This is a genomic window from Streptomyces glaucescens, from assembly GCF_000761215.1.
In the GTDB taxonomy this organism is placed as follows: Bacteria; Actinomycetota; Actinomycetes; order Streptomycetales; family Streptomycetaceae; genus Streptomyces; species Streptomyces glaucescens_B.
In genome coordinates, this window is the sequence record NZ_CP009438.1 from 5,029,128 (window position 1) to 5,042,659 (window position 13,532).

The window sequence follows — 13,532 nt, forward strand, 5'->3', positions numbered from 1 at the left end:
GACGTGGGACGCCACAGCCGCCGCGGTCCGGCGCCGAAGGACGAGACCGCGGGCGCCGGCCCTACGGGCCGACGAAGGGCCTCGGAGACCGGTCCCGCCGAGGGTGAGGAGGGAGCGCCCCGGGCGGTCCCTCCGGGGATGCCCGGGCACGGGGAGTCTCCCCTCTCCTACGGGACGCCTCCGCGCGGGGTGCCACGACTGCCGGACGGAATGCCGGCGCGGGGGGTGCCCGGGCGAGCGGAAGCGATCCCTCCGCGCGGTGCGCCGCGCTACGCCGACGGGACTCCTCCGCGCGGTGTGCCGGGGTATGGCGACGGGACCCCTCCGCGCGGCGTACCGGGGTATGGCGACGGGACGCCCCCGCGTGGTGTGCCGCGCCATATCGACAGGACTCCTCCACGCGGTGTGCCGCAGGCCGGCGGCACACCGGCGCAGGGCACGCCCCGGTTCCCGGACGGCACCCCCGCGCGGGGTGCGCGCCAGGTTCGCGGTGGGCACCCCGAGCAGCGGGAGGCCGGTGGCGGCTGGGGTGAGCTGAAAGGTGCCCCGGCTCCGTCCGGCGGTGCCGGGATACCCCGATCGCGGCCGACCTCACGACGGGGAGGTCCGCGGGCGCCGCGACAGGACTACCTCGACGCCTTCGACGCGGACGGCGGGGCCGACGGCGGTTTCCCCTCCCGCGCGCCCGGGGCCGGGGCCGAACCGCACGCCTCCGGCAGCCGCCGGGACGACGCCCCTGCGGGCGGCACCCCGGGCGGTGGCGGTCCGCGCAACGGCGAGCCCGCGCGCGGCAGTGGCGGCGGGAGCGGCAGGGGCCGGACGTTCACCGGTGTCGCCGCCGCCGCGGTGACCACCGTGCTGGCCGTGGTGGTCGCCGGGCAGGTCGGCGAGGGACCGGACCACGGCTCCGTCGCGTCGCAGGCCGCCACCGGCCAGGCCCGGGGCGCCCATGGCCCGGCCTCGCGCGGGGACGGCCGGCCGACGCCCAGCGGGTCGCCGAGCGCGGTGCCGCTGACGTACTACCAGAAGATGGCGATGACCTACCCGCTGAGCGCGTCGCTCGACGGTCCCGGCACCTTCGACGCGGTCCCCGGGATCGACAAGGCGCCGGGGGCCGGGCAGAAGTACACCTACCGGGTGGACGTGGAGCAGGGGCTCGGACTGGACGGCGAGCTGTTCGCGCAGGCCGTGCAGCGCACGCTCAACGACGACCGCAGCTGGGCGCACAACGGTGGCCGCACGTTCGAGCGCATCCACTCGGGCGAGCCCGACTTCGTGATCACGCTCGCCAGCCCCGGCACGACCGCGGACTGGTGTGCGAAGTCCGGTCTGGACACCACGGTCGACAACGTCTCGTGCGACTCCGCGGCCACCGAGCGCGTGATGATCAACGCGTACCGCTGGGCGCAGGGGTCGGAGACGTACGGCGACGACATCCACGCCTACCGCCAGATGCTGATCAACCACGAGGTCGGTCACCGGCTCGGCTACTCCCACGTCACCTGCGACAAGGACGGCGATCTCGCGCCGGTGATGCAGCAGCAGACCAAGTTCCTGGAGCACGACGGCATCCGCTGCAAGCCGAACCCCTGGCCGTACCCGGCGAGCTGACGCGGACGACGGTCCGCGCGGGCGGCCCGCCGGGGTGATCCCCTAGCGCGAGGGAACGCCGTCCGCACGGGAAAGTTACGGCCGTTCACCCCTTTTGGTGGCGCGATGGACAACCGTCCGTCGCGCCACCGGCTTGTCCGCATACGTTCGTCCCGCTGCGAGCCGCCGGGCCGACGGCGGCTCCCCAAACGGGAGATCGGGGGTGCACTCGTGCGCGTGGGACTGCTTACGGAGGGTGGCTACCCGTACGTGGACGGTGACGCCGGGCTCTGGTGCGACCGGCTGGTGCGCGGGCTCGGGCAGCACGAGTTCGACGTCTACGCGCTCAGCCGCGACGAGCGCCAGGAGGCCCAGGGCCGGGTCCCGCTGCCGCCCCAGGTCCGCAGGGTCCGTACGGCGCCGCTGTGGACGGCGGAGGACGACGGCACGGCGTACGGGCGACGCGCGCGCCGGCGCTTCACGGAGGCGTACGGAGAGCTGGCCGCCGTCCTGTGCGCGGGGTCCACGGAGGCCGCGCCACCGGCGCCCGCGGCACGCGCCGAGCGGGCGGAGGAGACGTCCGCCCCCCAGGCGGACCGTTTCGCCAACGCTCTCTACGGGCTCGCCGAGCTGGCCCGTGCGGAGGGCGGGCTGGCGGGCGCACTGAGGTCCGAGGCCGCCGTCCGCACTCTGGAGCGCGCCTGCCGTGCGCCCGGCGCGCCGCGCACGGCGCGTGAGGCACGCGTGCCGGAGCTGCTCACCGTCGCGGCACACCTCGAACGCGCCCTGCGCCCCCTCTCGCTCGGCTGGTACGAGGACGACGGGCTCGGCTCGGCCGACCTCTGCCACGCCACCTCCGGCGGCGCGGCCGCCCTGCCCGGGCTGCTCGCCCGGCACTTCCATGGCGTACCACTGCTGGTGACCGAGCACGGGGTGCGGCTGCGCACGCACTACCTGGCCGCCACCGACGCCGCGCCCGCCGTCCGGGCCCTGGTCGCCGCCTTCCACGCCCGGCTCGCGGCCGAGATCTACCGGCGGGCCGAGCGGATCACCCCCGGCAACGCACACGCCCGCCGCTGGCAGGAGCGGTGCGGGGCGGACCGGGCCAGGCTGCACACCGTCCACCCCGGCATGGACGCCACCCCCTTCACCGAGGTGGGCGAGGCGCCGGACACCGCGGACCCCGGCACGCTCGTCTGGGTCGGACGGATCGAACCGGCCAAGGACCTCGTCTCGCTGCTGCACGCCTTCGCGCAGATCCGGACGCAGGCACCGAACGCCCGGCTGAGGATCCTCGGCGCTCCCACCGGCGCGGAGGGCGCCGCCTACCTCGCCCACTGCCGGGCACTCGCCGCCCAGCTCTTCCCCGACGAGGCCGAGGGGCCGCACGCCGTCGGCGACAACCCGGTCTGCTTCGCGGAGATCGGCGGGCCGGAGGCCCCCACCCCCGCCGAGGCGTACGCCTCCGGTGCGGTGACCGTGCTGTCCAGCGTCGTCGAGGGCTGGCCGGTCAGTCTCGTCGAGGCCATGTTCTGCGCCCGGGCGACCGTGTCCACCGACGTCGGTGCCGTCGTCGAGGTGATCGGCGGTACCGGGCTCGTGGTGCCGCCGCGCAACCCGAGGGCGCTCGCGGAGGCGTGCGTGGCGTTGCTGCGTGACCCCGAGCGCCGTGCGCGCCTGGGGGCCGCGGCGCGCGCCCGGGCGCTCGAACTGTTCACCGTGGAGCAGAACGTCGCGGCGTTCCACCGCCTCTACCTGGAGACCGTCGCGCGGTGCCCGGTCCGCCGGGTCGTCCTCGACGCCGACGGAGAGCCACTGCCGTTCGCCGTACCCGCCGAGGCCCGGATGGCCGGACGGTGGACCGACCCGGCGCTGCGGGGCGTCGCGCGGCGCGGACCCGGCTGGGCCGGGCAGCGGGCCCCTGTGCGGGCCCGCGCCGCCGCGGTGGCCGCCGTACCCGGTGTGGAGGGGGCCCGATGAGCGACCTCGGCCTGGACCGGCCCGGCACCCCCGGCAGCCCGGGGGCCTGGGACACGCGGTCGGAGGAGTGGCTGACGACGGACCCGGGCGCGGGCGGGCGCGAGGGCCTTGATCCGGCGGACGGCGTGGAAGCGGGCGAGGGCTGGGACGCGGGCGAGGGCCGGGGGGCCCGTGTGGACCGAGGTGTCGGCGCCAGCCGGGGTATCGGCGGCAGCCGGTTTGTCGGCGAGGGCGAGGGCGAGGGCCGGGGCGAGGTGGCGCGCGAGGGTTTCCCCGGGGGTCGGCTGAATGCGGGAGATCCGAGGCGTGCGGCTGACGGCCCGGACGTGGGCGGTCACCGGGTCGCGGTCGCGGGAAGGCCCGCGGACGCTCACGCAGAGCTGGAGGCGGGGGAGAGGCCGGACGCGGGCCCGGGTGCCGGGTCACGCCCGAACGCCGGCTCGGCGCTCAGCGCCGGATCACGGCCGGGCCCGGAGTCGGGCCAGGACACCGGGTCACGCACGGAGGCGGGGACGGGACCGGGGCCCGGCAGCCGCACGCATCCGGCACGACCGGAGCCGCCGTCTAGCGCCGGCGACCCCCCGCACGCGGTCGGCCCCGCCCAGGTGGCGGGCGGTGCGCGCGCGGGTGAGGCCACCCGTGACCGCACACCGGCCCCGGCTCCCCGCCGCGGGGCCGCGGATCCCGTGAAGGCCCTGCTGCACCGCCATCGTGAGCTGTGCGCACGAGCCGTCGACCCGCTGGAGATCGCCGCCGGACTGGAGGCGTACGGCATCACCGACCGGACCGCCGCCCGCTTCCGGCACCGTGACGTGTTCTCCCTGGCGGAGGAGATGTTCGCGCGTGTCCCGCGCGGCGCGGACACCCCGCCGCGCCCCGAGCCGCCCGCGGACCCGCCCGCGCGCGGCGCGTGGATCGTCCGGGCCCTGCTGCCCGGCGCCGTGTGCGTGGCCACCCTGGCAGGCCTGCGCCTCACGCACGGCCGGATGCGTCTCGTCCTGACCGCCGTGGGGCTGGTCGCGCTGGTCCTCGCCGTACGGGCCGCCCTGGCCCGTGGGCCACTGAGCGCGCGTCGTCGCGGCCCGGCGTCCGCGGCCCCGGCCACCGGCGTCCGCCTGTGGACCTGCTGGCTCCTCGCCTACGCCGCCCTGGGCGACGGCCTGCTGGCGGCGGTCGCCGCCGGCGGCCCCGACACCCTGCCCCTGGGGACCGCCGACTCCGCCTGGCCGGTCGACACGGCCGTACTGGCGGCCCTCACGCTGTCCTGCGCCCCCGCCGCCTGGAGCGCCGAGCTGCTCGCCTCCGGCGCCCGCCGCAGACTGACGGCCAGCCGCGGCCTGGGAGAGTTCGCCACGGCCGTACGGCCCCTGCTGCTCGGCACCATCGCCCTCTACCTGGCGGCCCTCGCCGGGCTGCACACCCTCTCGGCAGCCGTCCTCGGCGAACCCGCCGCCTACGCCCGGACCCTGACCCTGGGCGCCCTGCTGCTGCTCGCCCGGCTCCTCGCCGCACACGGCTTCCGCCGGGCTCCGGCGCTGGTCCTGGGCGTCGCAGCCGCCGCCGAGGCGTCGGCCCTGTCCGTCCTGTTCGGCTCCCGGCTCCCGGGGTGCGCGTTCCTCGGCGCGCCCGTCCAGGCCCTCCTGGACGGCTGGGGGCCCGGCAGCGTCCCGGTCCTCGTCTGCGGGGTCGGCGCCCTGGCCCTGCTGGCCCACGCGAGCCGCAGGCTCACCCGCGCCTCCGCCCACGCGCCCGCCGCTGCCCGAGGTGACGGCCGATGACCGACGTCCCGCGCCCGGCGGCCGCGGCCGCACGGATCTACCCCCCTCGGACCAACCGTCCGCCGCAGGCGCCGGCCAGGCCGTCGGCGGCATCCGCACCACCCCCGCACCACCCCCTCGAAGGAGAACACCAGATGACCACCTCCCGACCCGGACGTCCCGGAGCGCCCGGAGCCACCGGCGCGTTCGGCGTTCCGTCCGGAGCGAGCGCACCTGCCGGAGCCGGCGAGGCCCCGCGCGGGTTCGGGATGCCCGGCGCCGCCGGACGGGCCCCCGCCCGCCGCGCGCCCGGGACCACCGACGCTCGGTACACACCCATGGCGTCCGGAGCCCCGCACCAGCCGGCGGCGCTCCCCACCCCGCACCGCCCCACGGCGCACAGGGCGCCGCACCGGCCCACGGTGCTGCACGCCCCGCACCGGCCCACGGTGGACCGCGCCCCGCGCCCGGCCTCCTCGTCCCGGGCCGGCTCGCCCGCGAACGCCACCCGCGCGCACACCCCGGGAGGCGCCCGATGAGGGTTCTGCTGATCGGAGCCAACGGCTACATCGGCCGCTACGTCGCCGACCGTCTGCTCGCCGACCCCGCCGTCCAGCTCACCGCCCTCGGCCGCGGCGACGACGCCGACGTCCGCTTCGACCTGGCGTCCGGCAGCCCCGGCGCGCTCACCCGCTTCCTCGACGCGGTCCACCCCGGCGTCGTGATCAACTGCGCCGGAGCCACCCGGGGCGGCGCCCGGGAACTCACCCGCCACAACACCGTCGCCGTCGCCACCGTCTGCGAGGCGCTGCGACGCAGCGGTTGCGGGGCCCGCCTGGTGCAGATCGGCTGCGCCGCCGAGTACGGGCCCAGCCAGCCCGGCTCCTCCACCGCCGAGGACGCGGTGCCGCGCCCCGGCGGTCCGTACGGCGTCAGCAAGCTCGCCGCCACCGAACTCGTCCTCGGCTCCGGCCTGGACGCGGTGGTGCTGCGGGTCTTCTCCCCGGCCGGTCCCGGCACCCCCGCCGGTTCGCCGCTCGGCCGTCTCGCCGAGGCGATGCGCCGGGCGATGCAGAGCGGTGACGGCGAACTCAAGCTCGGCGGTCTCGGCGTCCAGCGCGACTTCGTCGACGTCCGCGACGTGGCCCGAGCGGTGCACGCCGCCTCGCTCTCCGCCGCCCAGGGCGTCATCAACATCGGCTCCGGCCGCGCCGTACGGCTGCGGGACGCCGCCGCGACGCTCGCCCGCGTCGCCGGGTACAGCGGAGCCCTGCACGAACTCGACGGCCCACCCGGGCCGCTGCGCCCCGGCATCGGACACCCGCGCCCGGAAGTCCTCGGCCAGCACCGCCCCGAGGTCCTCGGCCACCACCGCGCGGAAACCCTCGGTCACCACCGGGGCGACGCGGACCACCCGCCGCACCCCGTCCCGGTCGCCTACCCGTACCCCGACGGCTGCGGCAGCTGGCAGCAGGCCGACGTCCGCACCGCCCGCGACCGGCTCGGCTGGCGGCCCCGCATCAACCTCGAAGAGTCCCTCGCCGACATCTGGATGGAAGCGGCATGCCGCATCTGACCACCGCCCGTGCCGGCCGAGTGGTGCGGGCCGGCCCGCACGGACACGGACACCCCGTGCACCGGGCGGGCCGGACGCCGCCCACGGACCCGGTGCCCGCCCCGGCCCGCACCGCCCGGCGACCGCCGCCTGGCTGCGCGACGTAGGGGCCCGCCTCCTCGGGCAGCCGTAACTCGACCCCGGCTGCCTCCTCGGGCAGCCGTAACTCGACCACGGCTCACGCGAGCCCGGTCAGGTGAAGTCCGGCGCCCACCGCTGCCTCGCCCGGTACCGGGCCGACGGCTTGCCGCTCGGCCGCCGTCCGTCCAACCGCGTCTCACCCTCCGAGATCCGCCTACCGGCACCCCTCTCCGCGGCCCGGACCGCCGACCACGGATCGCCCCGGCCGCACCGGCCCCCGGGAGGGCATGCCCGGCTACTGGGACGAAATCGTCTCGCTTGTCGGAACAGGTGTCTCGGAATGAAAAAGGCCGTGGCAGTGTTACGCGGAGAACAACCGTATTGACTGACCGACCAACGGAGTCCCCGTGTCGCTGCCACCCCTGGTTGAGCCAGCCTCTGAGCTCACCGTAGACGAGGTCCGCAGGTACTCCCGCCACCTGATCATCCCCGACGTGGGGATGGACGGGCAGAAGCGGCTGAAGAACGCGAAGGTGCTCTGCGTGGGCGCCGGCGGCCTGGGCTCGCCGGCCCTGATGTACCTGGCCGCGGCGGGCGTGGGCACGCTCGGCATCGTGGAGTTCGACGAGGTCGACGAGTCGAACCTGCAGCGCCAGATCATCCACAGCCAGTCCGACATCGGCCGCTCCAAGGCCGAGTCCGCGCGGGACAGTGTCCAGGGCATCAACCCGTACGTGAACGTGATCCTTCACGAGGAGCGGCTCGAGGCCGACAACGTGATGGACATCTTCAGCCAGTACGACCTGATCGTCGACGGCACGGACAACTTCGCGACCCGCTACCTGGTGAACGACGCCTGCGTGCTGCTGAACAAGCCGTACGTGTGGGGATCCATCTACCGCTTCGACGGCCAGGCCTCCGTGTTCTGGTCCGAGCACGGCCCCTGCTACCGCTGCCTCTACCCGGAGCCCCCGCCCCCCGGCATGGTCCCCTCCTGCGCCGAGGGCGGCGTCCTCGGCGTGCTGTGCGCGTCCATCGGCTCCATCCAGGTCAACGAGGCGATCAAGCTGCTCGCCGGCATCGGCGAGCCGCTGGTCGGCCGACTGATGATCTACGACGCCCTGGAGATGCAGTACCGCCAGGTGAAGGTCCGCAAGGACCCCGGCTGCGCGGTCTGCGGTGAGAACCCCACCGTCACCGAGCTCATCGACTACGAGGCCTTCTGCGGCGTCGTCTCCGAGGAGGCCCAGGCGGCGGCCGCCGACTCGACGATCACTCCCAAGCAGCTCAAGGAGTGGATCGACGACGGCGAGAACATCGAGATCATCGACGTCCGCGAGCAGAACGAGTACGAGATCGTCTCGATCCCGGGCGCTCGTCTCATCCCGAAGAACGAGTTCCTCATGGGCTCCGCCCTGGAGGGACTGCCGCAGGACAAGAAGATCGTCCTGCATTGCAAGACGGGTGTCCGCAGTGCGGAAGTCCTGGCGGTCCTCAAGTCCGCGGGCTTCGCCGACGCCGTCCACGTCGGCGGCGGCGTCATCGGCTGGGTCAACCAGATCGAACCGCACAAGCCGGTCTACTGACACCGGTCCCGCTGACCGGCGGACCTGACGAAGCCCACGGCATTTGGCCAGTTCAAATGCCGTGGGCTTCTGTCGCCGTCGGCGGCGTCGGCCGACCGGACGGCCACCCGCTGGGCTGAGATGGTGCCGTCCGGAAGCCGTGGCCACTGGCAACCCCCGGTCCTCATCCTGAGCGCCCGGCGCCGGAGACGTCACGCTTGGATGTCAGAACCGCATCTCTGTGGTTCGCTGGCACGAGCCGCCGAGGCACTTTTTGCCTCCATCCTCCTGAGCGCGTGCGAAAGCATCACGGCTGAATCCCAGTAGCTGGGCCGCCATGACCCGTACGCTGCGCACCTGGAACCACCTGATGCCCAGTGGTGAGAAGCGGCCTCGGTAGGAGCGTGCCTTCCCGGACGGCTCGGACACCCCTAAAGGTCTACGACGGCCCAAGTAGCGATCGGCCGTGAACTTCTCGCCTGGGCGCGGGCCGAGGACCAACAGCGAAAGTTCAGGCTCCGGAAATCGACACTGTGTACGATGTCGATCAAGTCCCATGCCAACTTCGCCACTTCCAGTCCGCGGACTCGCTGTTGGCGTTGCTCACTGCACCCTCCCGAAAGGGAGGCCGAGTGATAGAGGGTTCATGCTGAAAACCGCGTACATCTACGTGCCCCGCCCTTCCCGCCAGAACCTGGAGATCGGACTCGATCACGGCTTGTGGGGGTGGCGTAGCAGTGCTCTGGACCGTGCCGACGCCCGTCAAGTGGTGCAGTCCCTCAGTGAAGGTGACTTCCTCGTCCTGGGACACACGGGACCCAACAGCAGGGTAGCCCCGGGGGGATGGGCCGAGGCGACCCTGCAGCGACTCATCGTCACCCAGGTCGACAAGACCTACTTCACCGACAGCACGCCGGTCTGGCCTGACGACGACTACCCCGAACGCGTCGGTATCGACGTCCTCGAAGAAGAACAGGATGTCCACGGCACCACCCTCGGCGCCGAAGCCATGGAGGCTCTTCGTCTGTCCGCCAACAAGCAGGGTGCGGCAGTTCTCCTGCCAGACGTAGCCGCCGTCGCCCAACTTGCCGAGGCACCCCGCAGGGCTCCGGCTCTGCCCAGCGATGAGACCGTGCACCACGAAGGCGCCGAAAGTGCCCTCGCCCGGGCGCTCATCCGTCTCGAACAGGCCAAGCTCCGCAGGGCCATGCTCCGAGGAGCCAGTGAGGCGGTCTGCGCGTTGTGTGGCCGTGTTCTGCCCAGTCGGCTCATCCGCGCTGCTCACGTCAAGCGTCGCAGCGCCGCCACCCGCCAGGAACGACGGATGATGGCTAACATCATGGCCGCTTGCCTCATCGGCTGTGACGAACTCTTCGAGCACGGCTACGTGTACGTGACCGAAGCCGGGACCGTCGCCGTCAGCCCCAAGTGCGAAGCCACGCCCGACCTTGCTGAAACAGCGAAAGCTCTCGAAGGCCGCGTCGTCGCCGACTACGGTCCGCACCGAGCGCCCTTCTACGCTTGGCACCGCACGCATATAGCCGGCTGAGCAGCCGGGCCGGGCCCGGAGGGCGGCAACCGTCGATGCCCACCCTCCGCGGCGAGGACGGTCAGTCGCAGACCGTGCCGTCCCTCGGGACCGTGCCGTCGAGCAGGTAGGCGTCCACCGTCGAGTCGACGCAGTCGCTGCCGCTGCCGTAGGCGCCGTGGCCCTCGCCGTTCCAGGTGAGGACCACGCCGACGTCCTTGCCGAGTTCGTCGGCCATCCTGCGGGCGCCCTCGACGGGGGTCGCCGGGTCGCCGGTGTTGCCCACCGTGAGGATCGGCGCGGCGCCGGGAGCGCTCACCTCCGGGGTGTCGTGCTGTCCGGGCACCGGCCAGTCGTGGCACCAGCCGGCCGTGTCCCAGCCCAGGAAGCTCCCGAAGACGGGCGAGATCTTCTCGAACTCGGGCAGCAGCGCCTTCGTCTGCGCGGGCGTCGGACGCTGCCGGTCGTCCAGGCACGATATGACGCGCTGGGAATGGGTCGTGGTGCCGTAGCGCCCCGAGGCGTCCCGCTCGTTGTAGCCGTCGGCGAGTGCCAGCAGCTCCGAGCCGTCGCCCTCCTCGGCCGCCTCCAGGGCGCTGGTCAGGCTGGGCCAGCCGTCCTTGCTGTACAGGGGCAGCACGATGCCGGTGAGGGCGAGCGTCTGGGTGAGCTTGCGGCCGGGGGTGGACGTGGGCAGCGGCCGGGCGTCGATGCGGTCCAGCAGCTCGGCGAGTTCGCGCGAGCCCTCCGCCGGGTCCTGGCCCGTCGACTCCAGGTAGTCGTCCAGCGCGCGCTGGAAGCCCAGCGTCTGATTCCTGGCGTGCCCCACCGCGTCGGCGCTCGGGTCGACGACCGCGTCCAGCACCATGCGACCGACCTTCTGCGGGAACAGATGGGCGTAGACGCCGCCGAGTTCGGTGCCGTACGAGATGCCGAAGTAATGCATCTTCGCGTCGCCGAGCGCCTGGCGTATCAGATCCATGTCGCGGGCGGTGTCGGTGGTGGACACGTGCGCCATGAGTTCCCCGGCGGACTCCTGGCAGCCCTTGCCGAAGTCCGCGGCGTCCGCGAGGAACGCCCTCTCCTCGGCCGGGGTGTCAGGGGTGGCGTCCACCTCCGCCTCGGCGGCCTGGATCTCCTCGTCGTCGCGGCACCGCACGCCTTCGCTGGCGGCGACACCGCGCGGGTCGAAGCTCACCAGGTCGTACCGCTCGCGCAAGGAGGAGACCGTGGAGGCGTACGACGGCATCATGGACACGCCCGAACCGCCGGGGCCGCCGAAGTTGAACAGGAGCGAGCCGATGCGGTCGTCACCGGTGGCCTTGGCGCGGATCAGCGCTATCCCTATCGTCTCGCCCTTCGGCTTCGCCCAGTCCAGCGGCACCTGGAGCGTCGCGCACTGCCACTCGTCGCCGGGGGCGGGGGAGTCCGCAGTCGCCTCGCAGCGGCCCCAGTCGAGCTTCTCCGAGCCGTTGACGGACCGGTCGGACCGGTCGTCCCGGCCGTCGCCGGGCGAGTCACAGCCCGACACCAGCAGCGCGGCGGCGGCACCGAGCGCCGCCCACCGTACGAAACGAACCATGGACCGATCCCCCCTCGCAGGCCTCCGCGTCCCGGCCGCGGATGGCTGTCAGGCCATGGTAGGCGGTGGCCGCCGAACCCGACCCAGCCTGTGGATAACCTCCTGACCTGCTGGTTCTGCTCACTCGTGCGGGGTCAGCGGCAGACGGTGCCGGCTGCCGGCACCTTGCCGTCCAGCAGATAGCCGTTCACGGCGTCCTGCACGCACTTGTTCTTGCTGTCGTACGCGCCGTGCCCCTGCCCCTCGTACGTCAGCTCCACCCCGACGCCCTGGCCCAGGGCCCGTGCCATCTTCCGGGCGCCCTCGTACGGTGTCGCCGGGTCGCCGGTGTTGCCCACGACCAGGATCGGCGGCGCACCCGGCGCGCTCACGTCGGGATGCTCGGCGGCGCCCGGCACCGGCCAGTCGACGCAGCCGACCATGCCCCAGGCGAGATACTCCCCGAACAGCGGTGACGCCCGCCGGAACTCGGGCAGCCGCCGCTCCACGTGCGCCGCGTCGTACCGCGGTCTGTCGTCGGCGCAGCTGATGGCGACGTTCGCCGCGGTGAGGTTGCTGTACTCGCCGTTGGTCCTGCGTCCGGTCATCGTGTCGGACAGCAGCATCAGGACCTGACCGTCGCCGTCGTACGCCTGGTCGAGACCCTCGGTCAGGTAGTCCCAGAACTCCTGCGAATACAGGGCCTGGGCGATGCCGCTGGTCGCCGCGGTCTGGGTCAGCTCACGCGGGAAGATGCCGTCGATGGGCCTGCTGTCGAGGTCCCTGAGCAGCTGCGCGATCCGGTCCTCGACGTCCTGTGCGCTGTCCCCGATCGGGCAGTCCTCCGCCTTCGACACGCAGTTCTCGGCGAAGTTGCCGAGCGCCCGCTGGAAGCCCCTGGCCTGCCCGAGGGAGCCCTGTTCGGGCGTCTGGGTGGGGTCGACGACGGCATCGAAGACGGCGCGGCCGACGTTCCGCGGGAACAGATGGGCGTAGACCCCGCCGAGTTCGGTGCCGTAGGAGATGCCGAAGTAGTGCAGCTCGTCGTCGCCGAGGACCTGGCGCATCAGGTCCATGTCCCGGGCCGCGTCGGTGGTGAGCACGTGCGGCAGCATCTTCGCGGAGTTCTTCTCGCAGGCCTCGTTGAAGTCACGCACGTTCTCGAGCAGTTCGGTGCGCTCGGCCGCGTCGTCGGGCGTCGCGTCCTGCTGGAAGAAGGCGTCGAGCTGCTGATCGTCCTCGCACAGCACGGGGGCACTGCGGCCCACCCCGCGCGGGTCGAAGCTCACCAGGTCGTAGCGTGTGCGCAGGTGCGCGTAGTCGTTGCCGAAGGCCGGCAGCGTGGTGACGCCCGAGCCGCCGGGGCCGCCGAAGTTGAAGATCAGCGAGCCGATGCGGCGGTCCTCGCCGCCGCTCGCCCTCGCCCGGATCAGTGCCAGCCCGATGGTGTCGCCCTCGGGATCGTCCCAGTCGCGGGGCACCTTCAAAGTGGCGCACTGCCACTCCTCGCCGTTCGGCAGCGGCGACGGGGGCGTGCCGCCGCCCTGCGCCCGGGACGGTGCCGGGCAGTCCTTCCAGTCGAGCTGCTGCCTCGCCAGGTCCTCGTCCTCGGCCGTGTCGTCGGAGCACCCCGCCAGCAGGGAGGCCAGCAGGAGGGCGGAGACGGTCACGGCCGTGGCGCGCAGCAGGGAGGGGCTCGGCATGACCCCATCCTGCGGTGGCACCCGGCGGGGCGCGCGGAGCCGCGGGCCGTACGAGGTACGCGTGCGCGTGCGGGGGAGCCGGCGCGTCACGCGCGCGTGCCCGAAGCGGATCGCACCTGTGTGCCCCGGCGCCGCGGGCGGGTAGCGCGCCG

Annotated in this window: 8 protein-coding genes and 1 pseudogene; 7 read left to right on the plus strand and 2 right to left on the minus strand. The window is 73.7% G+C overall.

Translation table 11 applies throughout. The features are described from left to right. The first annotated feature begins 3 nt into the window (after positions 1–3). From SGLAU_RS21920 to SGLAU_RS21950, 7 genes and pseudogenes are all read left to right on the plus strand, one after another. Positions 4–1,611, plus strand: coding sequence for a DUF3152 domain-containing protein (locus SGLAU_RS21920; RefSeq protein WP_043503922.1), 1,608 nt, complete (start codon positions 4–6; stop codon positions 1,609–1,611). A 210-nt stretch (positions 1,612–1,821) separates the two neighbouring features. Beyond that, a complete protein-coding gene (locus tag SGLAU_RS21925; RefSeq protein ID WP_043503923.1) occupies positions 1,822–3,570 on the plus strand; it encodes a DUF3492 domain-containing protein in 1,749 nt (582 codons plus the stop codon). 686 nt (positions 3,571–4,256) lie between these two features. Next, positions 4,257–5,348: a hypothetical protein gene (locus SGLAU_RS21930; protein WP_412556245.1), complete on the plus strand. Its 1,092-nt coding sequence runs from the start codon at positions 4,257–4,259 to the stop codon at positions 5,346–5,348. A 514-nt stretch (positions 5,349–5,862) separates the two neighbouring features. Then, complete coding sequence (locus SGLAU_RS21940; RefSeq protein WP_043503929.1) at positions 5,863–6,903, plus strand: NAD-dependent epimerase/dehydratase; 1,041 nt, start codon at positions 5,863–5,865, stop codon at positions 6,901–6,903. Between the two features lie 371 nt (positions 6,904–7,274). Further along, positions 7,275–7,367: pseudogene (locus tag SGLAU_RS36980) on the plus strand (phage tail protein); the annotation flags it as partial. A 63-nt stretch (positions 7,368–7,430) separates the two neighbouring features. Beyond that, positions 7,431–8,609, plus strand: a complete 1,179-nt coding sequence (gene moeZ / locus SGLAU_RS21945) for an adenylyltransferase/sulfurtransferase MoeZ (RefSeq protein ID WP_043503933.1) — start codon at positions 7,431–7,433, stop codon at positions 8,607–8,609. A 625-nt stretch (positions 8,610–9,234) separates the two neighbouring features. Further along, a complete protein-coding gene (locus tag SGLAU_RS21950) occupies positions 9,235–10,137 on the plus strand; it encodes a hypothetical protein (RefSeq protein WP_043503935.1) in 903 nt (300 codons plus the stop codon). Positions 10,138–10,198: 61 nt separating this feature from the next. Here the strand turns inward: SGLAU_RS21950 and SGLAU_RS21955 are convergent, their stop codons facing one another. Further along, positions 10,199–11,698, minus strand: coding sequence for an alpha/beta hydrolase (locus tag SGLAU_RS21955; RefSeq protein ID WP_043503936.1), 1,500 nt, complete (start codon positions 11,696–11,698; stop codon positions 10,199–10,201). Positions 11,699–11,832: 134 nt separating this feature from the next. Continuing rightward, positions 11,833–13,380, minus strand: coding sequence for an alpha/beta hydrolase (locus tag SGLAU_RS21960; RefSeq protein WP_043503937.1), 1,548 nt, complete (start codon positions 13,378–13,380; stop codon positions 11,833–11,835). Between the last annotated feature and the right edge of the window lie 152 nt (positions 13,381–13,532).